16 protein-coding genes are annotated in these 18,532 nt (G+C 72.5%); 11 read left to right on the top strand and 5 right to left on the bottom strand.

The window, feature by feature from the left end; genetic code table 11:
• Positions 1-41: 41 nt before the first annotated feature.
• Complete coding sequence (locus ABZ883_RS16080; RefSeq protein WP_360906250.1) at positions 42-1,124, top strand: Zn-dependent alcohol dehydrogenase; 1,083 nt, start codon at positions 42-44, stop codon at positions 1,122-1,124.
• A gap of 7 nt (positions 1,125-1,131) precedes the next feature.
• Here ABZ883_RS16080 and ABZ883_RS16085 read toward each other — a convergent pair whose 3' ends face one another.
• Together ABZ883_RS16085 and ABZ883_RS16090 are read right to left on the bottom strand one after the other, a co-directional pair.
• Entirely contained in the window at positions 1,132-3,006 is a 1,875-nt protein-coding gene (locus ABZ883_RS16085) for an SMI1/KNR4 family protein (RefSeq protein ID WP_360906251.1), read from the bottom strand.
• A 43-nt stretch (positions 3,007-3,049) separates the two neighbouring features.
• A complete protein-coding gene (locus tag ABZ883_RS16090) occupies positions 3,050-3,685 on the bottom strand; it encodes a TetR/AcrR family transcriptional regulator (RefSeq protein WP_360906252.1) in 636 nt (211 codons plus the stop codon).
• Positions 3,686-3,760: 75 nt separating this feature from the next.
• Here ABZ883_RS16090 and ABZ883_RS16095 point away from each other — a divergent pair, with 75 nt between their 5' ends.
• Positions 3,761-4,912, top strand: coding sequence for an acyl-CoA dehydrogenase family protein (locus tag ABZ883_RS16095; RefSeq protein ID WP_360906253.1), 1,152 nt, complete (start codon positions 3,761-3,763; stop codon positions 4,910-4,912).
• A gap of 85 nt (positions 4,913-4,997) precedes the next feature.
• On the top strand, positions 4,998-5,639 hold the full coding sequence (locus ABZ883_RS16100; protein WP_360906254.1) for a TetR/AcrR family transcriptional regulator: 642 nt from the start codon (positions 4,998-5,000) through the stop codon (positions 5,637-5,639).
• A gap of 16 nt (positions 5,640-5,655) precedes the next feature.
• Here the strand turns inward: ABZ883_RS16100 and ABZ883_RS16105 are convergent, their stop codons facing one another.
• Positions 5,656-6,117: a MaoC family dehydratase gene (locus tag ABZ883_RS16105; protein ID WP_360906255.1), complete on the bottom strand. Its 462-nt coding sequence runs from the start codon at positions 6,115-6,117 to the stop codon at positions 5,656-5,658.
• Positions 6,118-6,263: 146 nt separating this feature from the next.
• Here ABZ883_RS16105 and ABZ883_RS16110 point away from each other — a divergent pair, with 146 nt between their 5' ends.
• Together ABZ883_RS16110 and soxR are read left to right on the top strand one after the other, a co-directional pair.
• Positions 6,264-7,586, top strand: coding sequence for a glycosyltransferase family 87 protein (locus ABZ883_RS16110; protein WP_360906256.1), 1,323 nt, complete (start codon positions 6,264-6,266; stop codon positions 7,584-7,586).
• A gap of 9 nt (positions 7,587-7,595) precedes the next feature.
• Positions 7,596-8,138: a redox-sensitive transcriptional activator SoxR gene (gene soxR, locus ABZ883_RS16115; RefSeq protein ID WP_360906257.1), complete on the top strand. Its 543-nt coding sequence runs from the start codon at positions 7,596-7,598 to the stop codon at positions 8,136-8,138.
• Here soxR and ABZ883_RS16120 read toward each other — a convergent pair.
• The gene (locus ABZ883_RS16120; protein ID WP_360906258.1) at positions 8,071-9,516 is read right to left on the bottom strand and encodes an amidase; all 1,446 of its coding nucleotides are present in this window, start codon (positions 9,514-9,516) and stop codon (positions 8,071-8,073) included. The two genes, soxR and ABZ883_RS16120, sit on opposite strands and share 68 nt — an antisense overlap.
• A gap of 372 nt (positions 9,517-9,888) precedes the next feature.
• Here ABZ883_RS16120 and ABZ883_RS16125 point away from each other — a divergent pair, with 372 nt between their 5' ends.
• Positions 9,889-10,410, top strand: a complete 522-nt coding sequence (locus tag ABZ883_RS16125; RefSeq protein ID WP_360906259.1) for an SMI1/KNR4 family protein — start codon at positions 9,889-9,891, stop codon at positions 10,408-10,410.
• Between the two features lie 315 nt (positions 10,411-10,725).
• On the opposite strand, the gene ABZ883_RS16130 is transcribed toward ABZ883_RS16125, so the two are convergent.
• Entirely contained in the window at positions 10,726-11,316 is a 591-nt protein-coding gene (locus ABZ883_RS16130) for a hypothetical protein (RefSeq protein WP_360906260.1), read from the bottom strand.
• A gap of 187 nt (positions 11,317-11,503) precedes the next feature.
• On the opposite strand from ABZ883_RS16130, the gene ABZ883_RS16135 reads away from it, so the two are divergent.
• The 5 genes from ABZ883_RS16135 to ABZ883_RS16155 all read left to right on the top strand — a co-directional run bounded on the left by ABZ883_RS16135 (position 11,504) and on the right by ABZ883_RS16155 (position 18,529).
• The gene (locus tag ABZ883_RS16135) at positions 11,504-14,257 is read left to right on the top strand and encodes a penicillin acylase family protein (RefSeq protein ID WP_360906261.1); all 2,754 of its coding nucleotides are present in this window, start codon (positions 11,504-11,506) and stop codon (positions 14,255-14,257) included.
• 183 nt (positions 14,258-14,440) lie between these two features.
• Positions 14,441-15,208, top strand: coding sequence for an SDR family oxidoreductase (locus tag ABZ883_RS16140; protein WP_360906262.1), 768 nt, complete (start codon positions 14,441-14,443; stop codon positions 15,206-15,208).
• Positions 15,205-16,860, top strand: a complete 1,656-nt coding sequence (locus tag ABZ883_RS16145) for a long-chain fatty acid--CoA ligase (protein WP_360906263.1) — start codon at positions 15,205-15,207, stop codon at positions 16,858-16,860. Before ABZ883_RS16140 ends, ABZ883_RS16145 begins: the two co-directional genes overlap by 4 nt.
• A 54-nt stretch (positions 16,861-16,914) precedes the next feature.
• On the top strand, positions 16,915-17,520 hold the full coding sequence (locus ABZ883_RS16150) for a TetR/AcrR family transcriptional regulator (RefSeq protein WP_360906264.1): 606 nt from the start codon (positions 16,915-16,917) through the stop codon (positions 17,518-17,520).
• Positions 17,521-17,542: 22 nt separating this feature from the next.
• Positions 17,543-18,529: an NADPH:quinone oxidoreductase family protein gene (locus tag ABZ883_RS16155; RefSeq protein WP_360906265.1), complete on the top strand. Its 987-nt coding sequence runs from the start codon at positions 17,543-17,545 to the stop codon at positions 18,527-18,529.
• Positions 18,530-18,532: the final 3 nt, after the last annotated feature.

An 18,532-nucleotide genomic window follows, 5' to 3' on the forward strand; every position in this document is an offset into this window, starting at 1 on the left:
CGCCCGTCGCCCCCGAACCCCTGAGCGCAGGAGAAAACACCGTGGTCCGCGCCGCCGTCCTGTCCGCCGTCAACGCGCCCCTGGCCATCGCCGACATCGAGCTGCCCGACCCCGGCCCCGGCCAGGTCCGGGTGCGCCTCGCGGCGGCCGGCGTGTGCCACTCCGACCTGTCGCTGTCCAACGGGACGCTCCGCCAGCCCGTGCCCGCGGTCCTCGGCCACGAGGGCGCGGGCACGGTCGTCTCCGTCGGCGAGGACGTCACCGGCCTCGCCCCCGGCGACCCCGTGGTCCTCAACTGGGCGCCCTCCTGCGGTACCTGCCACTACTGCGGCCTGGGCGAGCCCTGGCTCTGCGCCAACGCGGGCGCGGCGGCGGCCGCGCCGTACGCCAAGCTCGCCACCGGGGGCGACGAGCTCTACCCGGGCCTCGGCACGGCCGCCTTCGCCGAGGAGACCGTGGTCCCGGCCGCCGCCGTCCTCCCGCTGCCCGACGGCGTCCCGCTCACCGAGGCCGCCCTCCTGGGCTGCGCCGTGCTCACCGGCTACGGCGCCGTCCACCATTCCGCCGCCGTCCGTCCCGGCGAGTCCGTCCTCGTCCTCGGTGTCGGCGGGGTCGGCCTCGCCGTGCTCCAGGCCGCCCGCATCGCCGGCGCGGGAACGATCCTCGCCGTCGACGTCTCCCCGGCCAAGGAGGAACTGGCCCGGGCCGCCGGCGCGACCGGGTTCCTGGTCGCGGGCGACGACCTCGCCAAGCGGGTCCGCGCCCTGACCGGCGGCCACGGTGCGGACGTCGCCATCGAGTGCGTGGGCCGCTCGGAGACCATCCGCGCCGCCTGGTCCTCCACGCGACGCGGCGGCCGGACGACGGTCGTCGGCATCGGCGGCAAGCAGGACATGGTCTCCTTCTCCGCCCTGGAGATCTTCCACTTCGGCCGCACGCTGGCGGGCTGCGTCTACGGCAACAGCGACCCGGCCCGCGACCTGCCGGTCCTCGCGGACCACATCCGTGCGGGCCGCCTCGACCTGTCCGCCATGGTCACCGAGCGCATCGCCCTGGAGGGCATCCCCGACGCGTTCGACGCGATGCTCGCGGGCCGCGGCGGGCGGGCCCTGGTGGTCTTCTGAGGACCGCTCACCCCTGACCGACGGTCACCGTCCAATATCTCTCGCCCGGCCCTGGAGGCCGCGTCCACGAGCGGGTCGTGAAGGTGGGCAGGTAGCCCGGCGTCAAAGCGAAACGCGGCAACGTCACCCCGAACGCGGCGGCTATGGCCTCCAGGGCGCGCAGTTCTCCCTCCCTGGGGAGGCCCTCGGGCGAGAAGAGACGATCCGGATCGAGGTCCGGCGGCACACTGCCGCTCCGCCGGACCTCGGTGCCGTGAACGGTGAACGCGTACGACTCCTCGCCGTTGTCGGCGACCGACAGATGGAAGAGGTCGAACGACCTCGGCCCGTACGCCCCGCCGGGGGCGCCCCAGACCACGACGGCGCGTCCGGCCCTGGACGCGGCGGCTGCCGGCGAGACGAACCGTCGTTCGCTGAAGAGATTGGGCCGTCCGTCGAAGGCGAAGCACCACCCTTCACCGGCGCGGCCGACGGCCATGAACGCCTTGTCGTCGTAGGCCGAGTTGCCGTAGTTCCGCGGCTGAGTGCGCGTCTCCCGGGGCGTCATCGGCTCATGGAAGCCGTTTTCCCCGTCCGCGCCGAGAAGGGCGGGCAGTGCATCTGGCTCGGTGCCCTCCACGAGGACGAAGCGGTAACCCCGTCGGTACCTGGATGCCATCCATGCGAGGCCGGCTGGATCGGTGTCGGCTGCCGGTTCGGGTACCACTCCTGCCTCGCCGGCGCGCGGGGTGGCCAGCAGTTCCTGTCCGCGTTCCGACGTGATCAGCGGCCCGAGGAGCGGGTCCGCGAGCAGACCCAGCGGAGCGAGCAGATCCGGGCCCGACGGCTCCCAGTACGGCAGCGCCGCGCGCAGGGTGCGCCAGGCCGCATCGGTCCCGCCCCACCGCGCCTGCTCCCGCGCCCGGTCGACGGCCTCCCCGAAGGCACCCGGAGCCGTGTACCAGTAGGTCCCCTCCCGTATGCGCCGCAGCAACTCCTCGCCCAAGGCGCGGACCTCGTCGGACGCACCCCGTACGACGAGGTCCCACGAGGCCTCGTCACCTCCGCCCCGGACGTGCTCGTCGGCGAGCACCGGCAACAATTCCGGCGCGTACCCGGGATCGAGGGCATGTCCCGCGAAGTCGGGCCTGTCCCTGGTGCGCTGCAGCCGCCGTATCTGGTCGCGCAGTGCCTTCGCCCGCGGCCGCCCGAATCCCTCGGCTTTTGAGAGAGCGATCTCGGCCCGTTCGTACCGACCGGCCAGCGCGTCACGCCGGGCGCTGTCCACGGTGGCGTCCAGTGCCCGTGTCGTCGCGTTGGCGAACTCCCGTCCGCCGCGCACGGCGGACAGCTGATGGAACTCCCGGTACATGTCCTCCATGAACTCCTGGAAGGACGCGTATCGCCGCGGCGGCGCAGCTGCCCAGCTCCGATAGTGGTACAGGGCCCACTCGCCGTCGGTACCGACGTCGAGTGGATGCAGCAGCACGTACGCCAGGTCGGACACCTCGTCGAGTTGGAGGCCGTCCGTCCAGAGGCCGATCTCCATCACCGCTTCCGGCGAGGGGTCGTGGCCGATGGCCTCCCGCCAGACCTTGGCGAGGCCGTCCGCGTCCTGATGCCAGCGTGCCGTCTCCGTCCCCGCCAGCAGCCAGACGAACCCGCCCGCGTGCCGCCACCCGTCGCTCACCTCCAGGAACGCCCGGTAGGACGGCGGCAGTCGGCGTCCCAGCCGGCGTTCCGCCTCCGCTGTGCGCTCCGCGTCCGCGGGGGCGAAGCCCAGCCATCGGTCGCGAAGGGCCCGCGCGTCGTCCTCGGTGAGGGAGTCCGGGTCCTGGGCGTCGGCCCATTCCTCGCTCCACCGCTCGAGGAACGAGCGCCAGTCGAAGGTCGTGTCCGTCATGGGCAGATCGTCGCACCCGCCACCGACAGCGGGCCCGCGCCGGTCAGCGCGACAGTGCGGCGAACTGCACGGACAGCCCGTCCACCAGGGCCCGCAGTCCCGTCTCGAACGCGCCCTCGTCCACGTGCTGCTGACGCTCCGCCAGCAGGTGGGCCTGGCCGAGGTGCGGGTAGTCCGCCGGGTCGTACGCCGTCGGGTCGTCGACGAAGCCCCGCGCGAAGGAGCCCAGTGCCGACCCCGCGACGAAGTACCGCATGAGCGCGCCGACCCGGGTCGCGTGGGCGGGCGGCCACCCCGCGGCGGTCATGCCGCCGAAGACGGCGTCGGCCATGCGGAGCCCGGCCGGGCGGCGTCCGGGGCCCTGGGCGAGGAACGGCACGATGTGGGGGTGGGCCGCGAGGGCGGCACGGTAGGACCGGGCCCACGTCACGAGCGCGTCGGGCCAGTCGCGGCCGTCCTCGAACATCGCGAGGTCGACCTCGGCGACGACGGCGTCGGCGACCGCGTCCAGGATCTCGTCCTTGGTCGGGAAGTGGTTGTACAGGCTCGGCCCGCTCACCCCCAGTTCCGCGGCGAGCCGCCGGGTGGAGACGGCCGCCAGCCCCTCGGCGTCCACCAGCGCGAGCGCCGCGGCGACGATGCGCTCGCGGCTGAGCAGGGGCTTGCGGGGGCGGGCCATGCGGCACATAGTAGAGGCTGCGAGCAAGAAACTAGCACTGCTAATTTATGAGTGGATCCCACCCCGAGGTGCGTCGTGAATCTTGAGCTGTCCGAGGAGCAGGCCGCGGTCCGCCGCCTGGCCGCAGAATTCACCGAGCGCGAGATCGCGCCGCACGCGACGGCCTGGGACCGCGCCGATAGCGTGGACCGCGGCATCGTGAAGAAGCTGGGCGCGGTGGGCTTCCTCGGGCTGACCGTTCCGGAGGAGTACGGCGGCTCGGGCGGCGACCACCTCGCGTACTGCCTGGTCACCGAGGAACTGGGCCGCGGCGACTCGTCCGTGCGCGGCATCGTCTCGGTCTCCCTCGGCCTGGTGGCCAAGTCCGTCGCCCACTGGGGCAGCGAGGAGCAGAAGCGCGCCTGGCTGCCCCGGCTGACCTCCGGCGAGGCCGTCGGCTGCTTCGGCCTCACCGAGCCCGGTACGGGTTCTGACGCCGCCCACCTCACCACCCGGGCCCGCCGGGACGGCGGCGACTGGGTGGTCAACGGCTCGAAGATGTTCATCACGAACGGCACCTGGGCCGACGTCGTGCTGCTCTTCGCCCGCACCAATGACACCCCGGGCCACAAGGGTGTCAGCGCTTTCCTCGTGCCCACCGACACCCCTGGCCTCACCCGCCGCGAGATCCACGGCAAGCTCGGTCTGCGCGGCCAGGCGACCGCCGAGCTGGTGCTGGAGGACGTGCGCGTCCGGGACGCCGCGATGCTCGCGCCCGAGGGCAAGGGCTTCTCGGTGGCGATGTCGGCGCTGGCCAAGGGCCGGATGTCGGTGGCCGCCGGCTGCGTGGGCATCGCCCAGGCGGCCCTGGACGCCGCCGTGGGCTACGCCAAGGAGCGCGAGCAGTTCGGGCGGCCCATCGCCGCGCACCAATTGGTGCAGGAGCTGATCGCCGACATCGCCCTGGACGTGGACGCCGCCCGCCTGCTGACCTGGCGCGTCGCCGATCTGATCGACCGCGGTCAGCCCTTCGCGGCGGAGTCGTCCAAGGCCAAGCTGTTCGCCAGTGAGGCGGCGGTGCGCTGCGCCAACAACGCGCTCCAGGTGTTCGGCGGCTACGGCTACATCGACGAGTACCCGGTCGGGAAGCTGCTGCGCGACGCCCGCGTCATGACGCTCTACGAGGGCACCAGCCAGATCCAGAAGCTGCTCATCGGCCGCGACCTGACCGGTGTCTCGGCGTTCTGAGGGACCCGGCCGCCGCTCCCGCTCCCCGTTCGACCGACCGCTTGGTATCTAAGCGCTTGCTCAGCGGGCATGTAGGGTGTCCGCCATGGACGTGGAGGCGGAGCAGTCGGAGCGGACCGAGGCCTGGACCGGTATCACCCCTGATGCCGCCCGGCGGCTGGTGATCGCCGCGGTCGAGGCGTTCGCCGAGCGCGGTTACCACGCGACGACCACCCGGGACATCGCGGGCCGCGCCGGCATGAGCCCGGCGGCGCTCTACATCCACTACAAGACCAAGGAAGAGCTGCTCTACCAGATCAGCGTGGTCGGTCACCGGCTCTCCCTCGGGCTGCTCCAGGGGGCCGCGGACGGCGAGGGCTCCCCGGCGGCGCGTCTGGCGGAGGCCGTGCGGGCGTTCGTCCGCTGGCACGCGGAGCACCACACCACCGGCCGTGTCGTGCAGTACGAGTTGGGCGCGCTCGGCCCCGAGCACTACACCGAGGTCGTGGAACTGCGCCGGCAGAGCGAGGAGGCGGTCCGCTCGATCCTGCGCGACGGCGTGCGCGCGGGGGAGTTCGACGTCCCCGACGTGCCCGGCACGACGGTCGCGCTGCTGTCCCTGTGCATCGACGTGGCGCGCTGGTTCAATCCCGGCGGGCGGCGCACACCGGACGAGATCGGCGCGCTCTACGCCGATCTCGCCCTGCGCATGGCCGGGTACGGTCCGGCCGGTCCCGGCAGGGGATGAGGCCGCGGGCCGGCGGTCAGAGGTAGAAGCGCACGACCGTCTCGGCGACGCAGACCGGCTTGTCGCCGCCCTCGCGCTCGACGGTGATGCGGGCGACGAGCTGCGCCCCGCCCGGCACTTCGGTGACCTCGGCGACCTGGCCCGTGGCGCGCAGCCGCGAACCCACCGGCACGGGTGAGGGGAAGCGCACCTTGTTGACACCGTAGTTGACGCCCATCGTCACGCCCTCGACGCGCATCAGTTCGGGCGTGAAGGACGGGATCAGCGAGAGCGTCAGATAGCCGTGCGCGATGGTGGTGCCGAAGGGGCCCTGGGCCGCCTTCTCCGGATCCACGTGGATCCACTGGTGGTCGCCGGTGGCGTCGGCGAAGAGGTCGATCCGCTTCTGGTCGACCTCCAGCCATTCGGTGGTGCCGAGTTCCTCGCCGACGGCGGCCTTCAGCTCGTCCACCGAGCTGAAGATCCTGGGCTGTCCCATGTCATGCCTCCCGTACTGTCCAAGCGCTTGCTCAGCATGCTGCGACGGGCGGATCCCTGTCAACGCCCCGTCCTCCGGCGCGTATCGCGAAGCACATGTCTGGTTTGTGGCTATCTTGCTTAGCCATATGCCCCGAATGTGGCGTTATGGCGATGGAGGAGGCGGCAGTGGCCGAGGCCCGGACGGAGACCAGCCCGCACGACTGGGACACCACGGAGGTCCGGTACGGCAGCGGGCCGACCCTCCCCGGCGACCGCCGCGTCCTGCTGCGCCCGTCCACCTGGCCGCAGGCGTGGGTCGCGCTCGGCGCGTACTGGCTCTCCAGCCGGGTGGTCATGCTCGCCCTGCTGCGCGCCGGCCACGGGGACATCGCCCGCGAGGTCTACCACCTCTACCAGCACTGGAGTCACGGCTTCGAACGCGGAACGTACCCCGTCCGCGACGTGACATGGCAGTACCCGCCCGGCGCCGCCCTGGTGATGCTGACCCCCGCCCTGCTGCCGGGCGTCAGTTACCTCCAGGGCTTCGTACTGCTCTCGCTCCTCGGTGACGCGCTCGTCCTCGCCGCCCTGGTGCGCGCCGGGTGGAACCGGCCGGGCCGCAGCATCACCGGGGCCTGGATGTGGGTGCTGGGACTGCCCCTGCTGATGCACCTGCCCTACTCGCGGTACGACCTCCTGGTCACCGCCGTCGCGGTGTGCGCCCTGCTCGCGGTGCCCGCGCGGCCCCGGCTGGGCGGCGCGCTCGTCGGGCTCGCCGCCATGATCAAGCTCTGGCCCGCCCTGACCGTGCTGGGCACCCCGCGCGGCCGTACGACCCGCCAGGCCTGGACCGCGCTCGGCATGTCCGCGGCCGCGCTCCTCGCCGTGCTCACCGTGTTCTTCCGCGGCGCCACCGGCTTCGTCGACGCGCAGCACCACCGCGGGGTCGAGGTCGAGTCGCTCGGCGGCACCGTTCTCCATGTCGCGGGACTGCTCGGCTGGTCCGGCCGCGTACGGGCGCACTACGGCTCCATGGAGTTCATCGGCCCGTACGTGAACTGGGTGGCCACCACCTCCCTCGTCCTCACCGGCGGCGCCCTGGTGTGGCTGCTGGTGTGGCGCCTGCGGGCCGTCCGCTGGACCCCGGCCACCCCCTACGACGCCGCGATGACCGCCGTGCTGCTCTTCACCGTCACCAGCCGCGTCATCAGCCCGCAGTACCTGATCTGGCTGATCGGGCTCGGCGCCGTTTGTCTGACGATGCGTCAGACGACCCAGCGCCCGGTGACCGTCCTGCTACTGGTCGCCACCGCCGTCACCACCGTCGACTACCCCCTGTTCTTCGAGGAGGTCGTCAGCAACTCCTGGCAGGGCACCAGCGTCGTCGCGATCCGCAACGCCCTGCTCGTCGCCGCCACCGCGGTCTCCTGCACCCGGCTGTGGCGGGCGAGCGTCCCGCGCCGCAAGAAACTCACCACGCTCTCGTAGAGTCGGGGAATGACCGCCATCCCCACGGACACCCGCGAACTGACCGTCGGCCAGCTCAGCGCACGCAGCGGCGCGGCGGTCTCGGCACTCCACTTCTACGAGTCCAAGGGCCTCATCCGCAGCCGCCGCACCGCCGGCAACCAGCGCCGCTACACCCGCGACACCCTCCGCCGGGTCGCCTTCATCCGCGCCTCCCAGCGGGTCGGCATGCCCCTCGCGGCCATCCGCGAGGCCCTGGACGGCCTGCCCGCCGGACGCACCCCGGACCGTGCCGACTGGGCGCGGCTGTCCGCGGGCTGGCGGTCCGAACTCGACGCCCGCATCGAGCAGCTCGTCCGCCTGCGCGACAGCCTCGACGACTGCATCGGCTGCGGCTGCCTCTCCCTGGACCGCTGTGCCCTGTCCAACCCGGGCGACGTGCTCGGCGAACAGGGGCCGGGCGCGCGGCGGCTGCTCGCCGGGCAACCGCCGCGCACCGCGCCCGCTACCAGAGTTCCGGCCTGCGCCCCGCCCACGGACGGGCCGCCTCCAGCTGCGCCGACAGCGAGATGAGCGTCGCCTCGTCGCCGTAGCGGCCGCCGAACATCACCCCGATCGGCAGGCCCTCCCCGGTCCAGTGCAGCGGCACGCTCACCGCCGGCTGCCCCGTCGCGTTGAAGACGGGGGTGAACGGGGTGAAGGCCGCCAGCCCCGCGAACTCCGCGGCCGGATCGGCGTCGTGACGCAGCCCCGCCGGGCCCACGGGCGCGGGCGGCTGCGCCAGCGTCGGGGTCAGCACCAGGTCGTACGAGGACAGCAGCGCGTCCGCGATCAACTGGCCCAGGGCGCGGAACGCGTACAGCGCCGCCGCGAAGTCCGGCCCCGGGACCGCGGCGCCCTCGGCACGCAAGTGCCGGGTGAGCGGCATCAGCAGCTCCTCCCGCTCCGGCGCGACCGGGTAGACGGCGGCCATCACGCCCCACACGCGGGTGAAGGCGTCCCGGAGCCCGTCGTCGACGGGCAGCTCCACCTCGTCGACCTGGTGGCCCAGTTCACGCAGCAGCTCGGCCGTGCCGTCGTACGCCGCACGGCAGTCGGGGTGCAGTTCGGCCCCCGGCACGGGCGGCCGGGGCAGCCCCACCACGCGCAGCGTGCCCGGCTCCCGGGCGGCGTACGAGGCGAACGTCTCGCCCGGCGGCAGCGAGGGCGCGCCGTACGGGTCGCCCGGCATCCCGCCCGCGAGCACGTCCAGCAGCGCTGCGGCGTCCGCGACGGTACGGGCGAGCGGGCCGCTCGTGCTCAGTCCGCTCACGTCGTGCTGCACCGGCCCGGAGCTCACCCGGCCGCGGCTCGGCTTGATGCCGAACAGACCGCACACCGACGCGGGGATGCGGATGGAGCCGCCGCCGTCGCTGCCCTGCGCGATCGGCGCCAGCCCCGCGGAGACCGCGGCCGCCGCGCCGCCGCTGGAGCCACCGGCGGACCGCGCCAGGTCCCACGGGGTGCGGGCGGGCGGGGCCAGCTCGTTCTCGGTGTAGCAGGGCAGCCCGAACTCCGGGGTGTTCGTCTTGCCCAGCAGGACCGTTCCGGCGGCGCGCAGCCGCGCCGCCACGTGGTCGTCGACGTCCGGAACGTGGTCGGCGTACGCCCGCGAGCCGAGCGTGCAGCGCACGCCCGCCACGAAGTTCAGGTCCTTCACGGGCACGGGCACGCCGTGCAGCGGCGACAGCTCCCGCACGCGGTCCTCGCGGCGGGCCGCCAGCGCCTCCGACTCGGCGTCGGCGGCCTGCTTGCGGGCGATCTCGGGGGTGACGGTGAGGTACGCGCCGACGGTGTCGTTGAGGCGGTCGACACGGGCCAGATAGTGATCGGCGAGTTCCACCGGGGACACCTCCCCGGCCCGGATCGCGGCGGCTTGCTCCAGTGCGGTCAGATCGTGCAGTTCGGCCATGCCGGTACCGTCCTGTCCACGTTGGTCGGGGCGTGGGCATCGTCGCACCGCGCGCCCCCCACGTGCCAGCCTTACCCCGCCCTCCCTCCCGTGTGCCCGGCAAGGTCACGCGCCCCGGCGCAAGTTGTTGGGGGCCGGGTTCGGGGCCTCCGGGGCTGCCATTCTGGACAGCACATTTAGGTGCCTCAGGCACCCTCGCCTGCGCACTCCGGGTCACGCACCCAAATATGCTCCACAGTCCAGAACACCACCCCTACGACCCCGCCCCCTCAGGTCTCGTATCGCGCCTGATCCCCGGCGGGGGGTATGGAGGCGGTCCGGGGGCACCGCACCTGCCTCGGTCGCCCCCGGACACCTCCTACGATGCCGCCCATGGCACGCTTCGAAGATGTGCAGGCCGGTTTCTGGAAACCCGGCAGCGGTTACGCTGTGCACCCGCCGCTGACCGATGAGGCAGTGCGTGGTGCCGAGCTGTTGCTCGATGTCACGCTCCCCACTTCGCTCGTTGAGCTGCTACGCGCCCAGAACGGGGGCGAATGCGCCGCCCAACGGGACGCCTTTCCGACAGACCGGCCGACCTCCTGGAGTGCCGATCACGTCCCGTTCGACCAGTTGATGGGCATCGGTGACCGCGAACACACGGTGTCACTGGTGGACAGTCCGTACCTGGTCGAGGAATGGGGTCTTCCCGCACCTCTCGTGCTCCTCTCCGGCGCCGGGCATTACTGGATTGCGCTCGACTACCGGGCATCCGGCCGGCACGCGGAACCAGCAGTGACGTGGTTCGACGCGGATCGACAGGACGAGCTGGTCCTTGCCCCGGTTTTCCGGTCCTTCGTCGAGGGCCTCACCGCGACCAGTGACTTTGGCGACCAAGCGCTAGCGACCGCGTAAGCGTTGGGCACGTGAGCTGCGCCGCACCAATGTTGGGCTGACCCCGGACCGCGTCCTCACCACCCACCGGGGATCAGGCGCGAGAGCTCACGGAGGGGGCGGGGTCGTAGGGGTGGTGTTCTGGACTGTGGAGCATATTTGGGTGCACAACCCGGAGTGATCAAGGCGGGTGCCTGAGGCACCTAAATGTGCTGTCCAGAATGGCAGCCCCGGAGGCCCCGAACCCGGCCCCCAACAACTTGCGCCGGGGCGCGTGACTTCACAGGGCACACGGGAGGGCGGGCGGGGAAAAAGGCAGAGGACCGTGACGCCCCGTCACCCCGCCGCCGCAAGCAGCTCCCCCCGTGCGGCCCCCGTCAGGACCGGCAGCGGCACCACGATGCCGCAGTGCGCGCACACCGGTCCCGCCCCGGGGTAGTGGTTGAGGCGGTCGCGCCACTGGAGCCGTTCCCGCGCGCAGACGGGGCACACCCGTCCCGCTCCCGCGTCGATCGCCGCGATGATGCGGCGCAGGACGTCCGCGAGCCGGTCGGAGGGGTGGAGGAGCGGGTCGTCGCACCAGGCGACCCCGTTGCCGCCCCAGGTGCGCCGGTGCCAGTCGTCGAGGGCGCCGGGCTGCCGGATGCCGGAGAACTTCTCCGCCTTGCGGCGGGCGGCGAACTCCCGTTCGTAGGCGAGCCAGACGGCTCGTGCCTCCTCCAGTTCCGCGAGGGCGGACAGCAACCGGGCCGGGTCGGGTTCGCGGTCCTGGGGGGCGATGCCGGCGCGGGCGCAGAGGTGGTCCCAGGTGGCCCGGTGCCCGTACGGCGCGAAGCGCTCCAGGCATCGCCGCAGGTAGGTGCGGCGCTGGGTGGGCGACCACCGCGGGTCGCGCACCTGTCTCGCGAGACTTCGGAATCCGGCCATGGCATGCCACCTCCGTCATCGGGTTCGCTTCGCTGTCGAATGGACGTAACGGACGGCGTTCCGGATCCATCCCCGGGACGGTGAATTCCAGCCGATCTCGCGATGTCAAAACGTGACGCATGTTCACCTTACTCGCGGGTCAACTTCGAAGTAATCTGCGTCACACCGGCCTTCGGGAGGAGCGGTCATGCGCGCACGTATTGACAGGTTCAGGTCAAAGCTGAGAGCGAGTGCCGCCGCCGCGGTGCTCGCGCTGGGGGCGAGTCTCCTCGCGCCACTCCCATGGGCGGCCCCCGCGGCCGCCGCCACCCCCAACGACTACTGCCAGGGGCAGTGTTCCGACATCCTGCCGCCGGGGGAGAACGGCAACGCCACTCTCGCCCAGATCCTGCTCAACCAGATCTTCGGCACCCAGCCCGACCACGCCGAGGACCAGCTCGGTCCCTACGCCAACCTGGCCACCGGGTACCAGACCCTGACGAACGCCACGATCAACAACTTCTTCAACGACGCGTCCTTCGGCGTGCCTTCGGGGCAGGTGGCGTCCACCGTCTCGCCCCGCGGCGACGTGACGATCACGCGCGACAAGAAGACCGGCGTCCCGCACATCTCCGGGACGACCCGCTACGGCACGGAGTTCGGCGCCGGGTACGCCGCGGCGCAGGACCGCCTGTGGATGATGGACCTGTTCCGGCACGTCGGCCGCGGCCAGCTGACCTCGTTCGCCGGCGGCGCGCTCGCCAACCAGGGCCTGGAGCAGCAGTTCTGGCGGGCCGCCCCCTACACCGAGGCCGATCTGCAGACCCAGATCGACTGGATCGCCTCCCACAACGGCGCCCGCGGCCAGCAGGCCTACGCCGACGTCACCGCGTACGTCGACGGCGTCAACGCCTACATCGCCGCCTCCGACAGCGGCCGCTACTTCCCCGGTGAGTACGTGCTGACCGGCCACAAGGACGCGATCACCAACGCCGGCACCATCGAGAAGTTCAAGCCCACCGACCTGGTGGCGCTCGCCTCCGTCATCGGCGCCCTCTTCGGCACGGGCGGGGGCGGCGAGGTGACCAACGCGCTGTCGCTGCTGGCGGCCCAGGAGAAGTACGGCGTCGAGGAGGGCACCCGGGTCTGGGAGTCCTTCCGCGAGCGCGACGACCCCGAGGCGGCGCTCACCGTCCACAACGGCGAGAGCTTCCCGTACGCCGTGCGCCCCGACAGCCCGCGCGGCACGGCGATGCCCGACGCCGGCTCGGTGACCGAGGAGCCCCTGGTCTACGACCGCACCGGCACCGGCGCGACCGCCAAGGCCGCCGCCGCGTCGAAGAGCGCCGCCCGGACGGCCCTGTCGGCCAACACCCGGGGCATGTCCAACGCCCTGCTCGTCAGCGGCGCGCACACCGCCAGCGGCCACCCGGTCGCCGTCTTCGGCCCGCAGACCGGCTACTTCGCGCCGCAGCTGCTGATGCTCCAGGAGATCCAGGGCCCCGGCATCAGCGCCCGCGGCGCCTCCTTCGCGGGCTTGAGCATGTACGTGGAGCTGGGCCGCGGCCCGGACTTCGCGTGGAGCGCGACGACCTCCGCGCAGGACATCACGGACACCTACGCCGTCGAGCTGTGCCAGGACGACGTGCACTACCTCTACCACGGCACCTGCACGCCCATGGAGAAGCTGGAGCGCAGCAACTCCTGGACGCCGACGACCGCCGACGGCACGGCCGCCGGCTCGTACCGGATGCAGGTCTACCGGACCAAGTACGGCACCGTGGAGTACCGCGGGACCGTCGGCGGCAAGAAGGTGGCGTTCACCAGCCTGCGCAGCTCCTACATGCACGAGGCCGACTCGGTGGTCGGCTTCCAGATGCTCAACGACCCGTCCGCGGTCACCGGGCCCGCCTCCTTCGAGGAGGCCGTGCAGCACATCAACTACACGTTCAACTGGTTCTACGCCGACTCCCAGCACACGGCGTACTACAACAGCGGCGACAACCCGGTCCGGCAGCCCGGTGTCGACGCGACCTTCCCGGTGCGCGCCGAGAGCGCGTACGAGTGGCAGGGCTTCGACCCGGCGCACAACACGGCCGACTGGACGCCGCCCGCCGAGCACCCGCAGTCCGTCGACCAGGACTACTACGTCTCCTGGAACAACCGGCAGGCCAAGGGGTACGACGCGGCCGGCTTCGGCAACGGGTCCGTGCACCGCGGCGACCTGCTCGACGACCGGGTGAAGCAACTCGTCGCCGCGGGCGGGGTCACCCGGGCGCAGCTCACCCGGGCGATGGCGGACGCGGCCCTCACCGATCTGCGCGGCGAGGACGTGCTGCCCAACCTGCTGAAGGTGATCCGCAGCAGCGCCGTCTCCGACCCCGCGGCGGCGGCCGCCGTCACGAAGCTGGGCGACTGGGTGACCGCGGGCGCCAAGCGCAAGGAGACCTCGGCGGGTTCGCACACCTACGCCAACGCCGACGCGGTGCGCATCATGGACGCCTGGTGGCCGCTGCTGGTGAAGGCCGAGTTCGAACCGGGCCTCGGCAGCGGGCTGTACGCGGCGCTCACCGCCAACCTGACCGTCGACGAGTCCCCTTCGGCCGGGCACGGGCCGACCGGCGCACACGCCGGGAGCGCCTTCCAGTACGGCTGGTGGTCCTATGTCGACAAGGACATCCGCGCGGTCCTCGGTGAGCCCGTCCAGGGCGGACTGGCCAGGAACTACTGCGGCGGCGGCTCGCTGAGCGGGTGCCGGGACATCCTGATCACCACCTTGAAGCAGGCCGCCGCGAGGACCGCCGCCCAGGTCTACCCGGGCGACGAGAACTGCTCGGCCGGTGACCAGTGGTGTGCCGACACGGTGATCCAGCGGCCGCTGGGCGGCATCAAGCACGGCAAGATCAGCTGGCAGAACCGCCCGACCTACCAGCAGGTCGTGGAGTTCGCCGCGCACCGCTGAGCGGTGACGACCACCCGTACGCGATCCGGGGCCCGGCCGTTTCGGCCGGGCCCCGGCCCGTGCGCGCCGCGGGAGCCGGCTGCGCCGCTCGGGCGATGTCCGGTGCTGCCGCGGGCTTGACCTTCCCTCTCTGTGACCGACCGCTTAGTATGCGAGGGAGCCGTACGAGTCGAAGGAGACGCGATGGAAGCGCTGCGCGATGCCCGGGTGGTCGTCACCGGTGCGGGAGGCGGGATCGGTGCGGCGCTCGCCCGCAGATTCGCCTCGGAGGGCGCTCGTGTCGTCGTCAACGACCTGAACAAGGCCGCCGCCGAGGCCGTCGCCGAGGAGATCGGCGGCAGCTGCGTGGTCGGTGACGCCTCCGGCGTGGTCGGGCCCGCCCGCGAGGCGCTGGGCGGCCGCATCGACCTGTTCTGCGCCAACGCCGGCACCGGCGCCATGGCCGGCCCCGAGGCCGACGACGAGGTCTGGCAGCGGGTCTGGGACGTCAACGTCATGGCCCACGTCCGGGCGGCGCGCGAACTGCTCCCCGAGTGGCTGGAGCGCGGCGAGGGCCGCTTCGTGGCCACCGTCTCCGCCGCCGGACTGCTCACCATGGTCGGAGACGCGGCGTACTCCGTCACCAAGCACGGCGCCCTCGCCTTCGCCGAGTGGCTGGCCGTCACCTACCGTCACCGCGGCGTCCGCGTCCACGCCGTCTGTCCGCAGGGCGTGCGCACCGACATGCTGCGCTCGGCCGGCCCCGTGGGCGAACTCGTCCTCGCGCCCGGCGCCATCGAGCCGGAGCAGGTCGCGGACGCTGTGCTCCAGGGCATCGCGGACGAGCGCTTCCTGATCCTGCCGCACCCCGAGGCCGCCGGGTACTACGCCGCCCGGGCCGGGGACACCGACCACTGGATCGACGCCATGAACCGGGTGCAGCGCAAGGTGGAGGAGGGCGGCGCGGCATGACCTCGTACGACAGCAAGCCCTGGCTCCAGCACTTCCGGGAGGAGCTGCGCGCCCTCCCCGACCCGCCGCCGACGCTGCTGCACGCCTTCCGCGCCACCGTGGACCGCGTGCCCGGCCGCACCGCGCTCGCGTACTTCGACGCCCGGATCGCCTACCGCGAGCTCGACGAGCTCTCCGACGGACTCGCCCGGCACCTCGTCGGACGCGGCTTCGTGCGCGGCGACCGGCTCGCGATCGTCCTCCAGAACATCCCGCAGTTCGCCGTCGCCCTGCTCGCCGCCTGGAAGGCCGGCGGCAGCGTCGTCCCGGTCAACCCGATGTACAAGGAGCACGAGCTCGGCCACATCCTGCGGGACGCCGAGGTGGCCGCGCTGGTGTGCTCCGAGCGGGCCTGGGACGCGTACATCCGCGAGACGGCCGCCGACTCCCCGGTGCGCATCGCCCTGACCACCAGCGAGCTCGACCTGCAGACACGCGACGACCACCGGGTCCTGCCGAAGCAGCGGTACGCCGCCGAGGACGCAGAGGACCTGCTCTCCGCCGCCCACGCCGGCACCGTCGGCCCCGCCCTGCCCGATCCCGGGCTCACCGGCGAGGACATCGCGCTGATCAGCTACACCTCGGGGACCAGCGGCGTCCCCAAGGGCGCGATGAACACCCACGGCAACATCAGCTTCAACGCCGACCGGCAGCGCGCCCACAGCGTGCTGCCGGACGGCGCGACGATCTTCGCGCTGGCGCCGCTGTTCCACATCACCGGCATGGTCTGCCAGCTCGCCGCCGGCATCGCCGCGGGCGCGACGGTCGCCCTCGCGTACCGCTTCGAGGCGGGCGTCGTCCTCGACGCGCTCCGCGAGCACCGCCCCGCCTACATGGTCGGGCCGTCCACCGCTTACATGGCGCTCATGGCCCACCCGGACGCCGTGCCCGAGGACTTCGCCTCCTTCCAGCTGCTGTACTCCGGCGGCGCGCCGCTGCCGCCGGCCCTGGTGGAGGCCTTCCGGGCGCGCTTCGGCCACTACCTGCGCAACGGCTACGGCCTCACCGAGTGCACCGCCCCGGCCACCAGCACCCCGCCCGGCCTGGAGGCCCCGGTCGACCCCGTCTCCGGCACGCTCTCGGTCGGCGTCCCCGGTCCCGACACCCTCGTGCGGATCGTCGACGACCAGGGCGCGGACGTGCCGTTCGGCGAGCACGGCGAGATCGCGGTGCGCGGCCCCATGGTCGTCCCCGGGTACTGGCGGCTCCCCGAGGCCTCCGCCGCGGCCCTGCCCGGCGGCGAACTGCGCACCGGCGACATCGGCTTCATGGACGAGGACGGCTGGGTCTACGTCGTCGACCGCAAGAAGGACATGATCAACGCCTCCGGCTTCAAGGTGTGGCCGCGCGAGGTCGAGGACGCGCTCTACACGCACCCCGCGGTGCGCGAGGCCGCCGTCGTGGGCGTCCCCGACACCTACCGCGGCGAGTCGGTGAAGGCGTACGTCAGCCTGCGCCCGGACGCCGCCGCCTCGGCGGAGGAGCTGATCGCGCACTGCAAGGACCGGCTCGCGGCGTACAAGTACCCCCGCACCGTCGAGGTCCTTCCCGAGCTGCCCAAGACCGCCACGGGCAAGATCCTGCGCCGGGAGTTGCGGGCACGCGCGGACTGACGACATACCGCTCGGTACGCTGTCCCGCGCACCGGAACGGAGAAAGGGCAGGCCATGGCACGGAGTACGACACCACCCAAGGCGGCCGCCACCGCCGTCCCGCAGCGGCTGCTCGCCGAGGCCACCCGGCTCTTCGCCGAGCGCGGCTACGACCGGACGTCCGTGCAGGAGATCGTCGAGGCCGCCGGGGTGACCAAGGGCGCGCTCTACCACTACTTCGGTAGCAAGGACGACCTCCTGCACGAGATCTACGGCCGGGTGCTGCGGCTGCAGATGGAGCGCCTGGAGTCGATCGCCGACCGCGACGAGCCGGTGCAGCGGCGCCTGGTCGAGGCCGCCGCCGACGTCGTCGTCACCAGCATCCAGAACCTCGACGACACCAAGATCTTCTTCCGGTCCATCCACCAGCTGAGCCCGGAGAAGCAGAAGGCGGTGCGCGCCGACCGCCGCCGCTACCACGAGAAGTTCCGCGCCCTGGTGGAGGAGGGACAGCGCGAGGGGGTGTTCCGGGCGGAGGCCCGGCCCGACCTCGTCGTCGACTTCTTCTTCGGCGCGGTGCACCACCTCGGCACCTGGTACCGCGAGGACGGACCGCTGTCCGCCGACCAGGTCGCCGCCGATTTCGCCGACATGCTGCTGCACTCCGTGCGGCAGCCCTGAACAGGAGCCGGGAGCCGACCGCATGAAGGCATGGCGAGTGCACGAGAACGGGGAGCCGCGCGATGCGATGCGCCTCGAGGACGTCCCCGGCCCGCAGCCCGGCCCCGGCGAGCTGCTGCTCACGGTGCGCGCGGCCGCCGTCAACTTCCCCGACGCGCTGCTGTGCCGCGGCCACTACCAGGTGCGCCCGCCGCTGCCGTTCACCCCCGGCGTCGAGTTCTGCGGCGAGATAGCTGCCGTCGGTGAGGGTGTGGAAGGACACCGCGCCGGCGACCGGGTCATCACCCCGGCGGCGCTGCCCGGCGGAGCCTTCGCCGAGCGGGCCGTCGTCCCCGCGGCCGGCGTGCTGCCCGCGCCGGAGGCGCTGGACGACGCGGAGGCCGCCGCCCTCCACATCGGCTACCAGACCGGCTGGTTCGGCCTGCACCGGCGCGCCGCGCTCCGGGCCGGCGAGACCCTGCTCGTGCACGCCGCGGCGGGCGGCGTGGGCAGTGCCGCCGTCCAGCTCGGCAAGGCGGCGGGCGCCACCGTGATCGGTGTCGTCGGCGGCCCGGAGAAGGCCAAGACCGCCCGGGAACTCGGCGCCGACGTCGTCGTCGACCGGCACAGCGAGGACTTCGTGGCCGTCGTCAAGGAGGCCACCGGAGGCCGCGGCGCCGACGTGGTGTACGACCCGGTCGGCGGCGACGCGTACACCCGCTCCACCAAATGCATCGCCTTCGAGGGCCGCATCGTCGTCGTCGGCTTCACCAGCGGCACCATCCCCAGCCCCGGGCTCAACCACGCCCTGGTGAAGAACTACTCGGTCGTCGGCCTGCATTGGGGCCTGTACAACACCCACGACCCGGCCGCCGTCCGGCGCTGCCACGAGGAACTGACCCGGCTGGCCGCCGAGGGCGCGATCAGGCCCCTGGTGAGCGAGCGCGTCCCGCTGACCGGCGCCGCCGACGCCGTGCAGCGCGTCGCGGACGGGACGACCACGGGACGACTGGTGGTCGTCAACAACTGATTA

The organism is Streptomyces sp. NPDC046977 (assembly GCF_040644455.1).
Classification (GTDB): Bacteria; Actinomycetota; Actinomycetes; order Streptomycetales; family Streptomycetaceae; genus Actinacidiphila.

Excerpts from the sequence above, each read along its gene's own strand:
- ABZ883_RS16090 (WP_360906252.1), bottom strand. The coding sequence starts at position 3,685 with ATGGCCCGCCCCCGCAAGCCCCTGCTCAGCCGCGAGCGCATCGTCGCC.
- ABZ883_RS16120 (WP_360906258.1), bottom strand. The coding sequence starts at position 9,516 with ATGGCCGAACTGCACGATCTGACCGCACTGGAGCAAGCCGCCGCGATC.
- soxR (WP_360906257.1), top strand. The coding sequence starts at position 7,596 with ATGACCGCCATCCCCACGGACACCCGCGAACTGACCGTCGGCCAGCTC.
- ABZ883_RS16140 (WP_360906262.1), top strand. The coding sequence starts at position 14,441 with ATGGAAGCGCTGCGCGATGCCCGGGTGGTCGTCACCGGTGCGGGAGGC.
- ABZ883_RS16125 (WP_360906259.1), top strand. The coding sequence starts at position 9,889 with ATGGCACGCTTCGAAGATGTGCAGGCCGGTTTCTGGAAACCCGGCAGC.
- ABZ883_RS16100 (WP_360906254.1), top strand. The coding sequence starts at position 4,998 with ATGGACGTGGAGGCGGAGCAGTCGGAGCGGACCGAGGCCTGGACCGGT.
- ABZ883_RS16105 (WP_360906255.1), bottom strand. The coding sequence starts at position 6,117 with ATGGGACAGCCCAGGATCTTCAGCTCGGTGGACGAGCTGAAGGCCGCC.
- ABZ883_RS16130 (WP_360906260.1), bottom strand. The coding sequence starts at position 11,316 with ATGGCCGGATTCCGAAGTCTCGCGAGACAGGTGCGCGACCCGCGGTGG.
- ABZ883_RS16110 (WP_360906256.1), top strand. The coding sequence starts at position 6,264 with ATGGCGATGGAGGAGGCGGCAGTGGCCGAGGCCCGGACGGAGACCAGC.
- ABZ883_RS16135 (WP_360906261.1), top strand. The coding sequence starts at position 11,504 with ATGCGCGCACGTATTGACAGGTTCAGGTCAAAGCTGAGAGCGAGTGCC.
- ABZ883_RS16085 (WP_360906251.1), bottom strand. The coding sequence starts at position 3,006 with ATGACGGACACGACCTTCGACTGGCGCTCGTTCCTCGAGCGGTGGAGC.
- ABZ883_RS16150 (WP_360906264.1), top strand. The coding sequence starts at position 16,915 with ATGGCACGGAGTACGACACCACCCAAGGCGGCCGCCACCGCCGTCCCG.
- ABZ883_RS16155 (WP_360906265.1), top strand. The coding sequence starts at position 17,543 with ATGAAGGCATGGCGAGTGCACGAGAACGGGGAGCCGCGCGATGCGATG.
- ABZ883_RS16145 (WP_360906263.1), top strand. The coding sequence starts at position 15,205 with ATGACCTCGTACGACAGCAAGCCCTGGCTCCAGCACTTCCGGGAGGAG.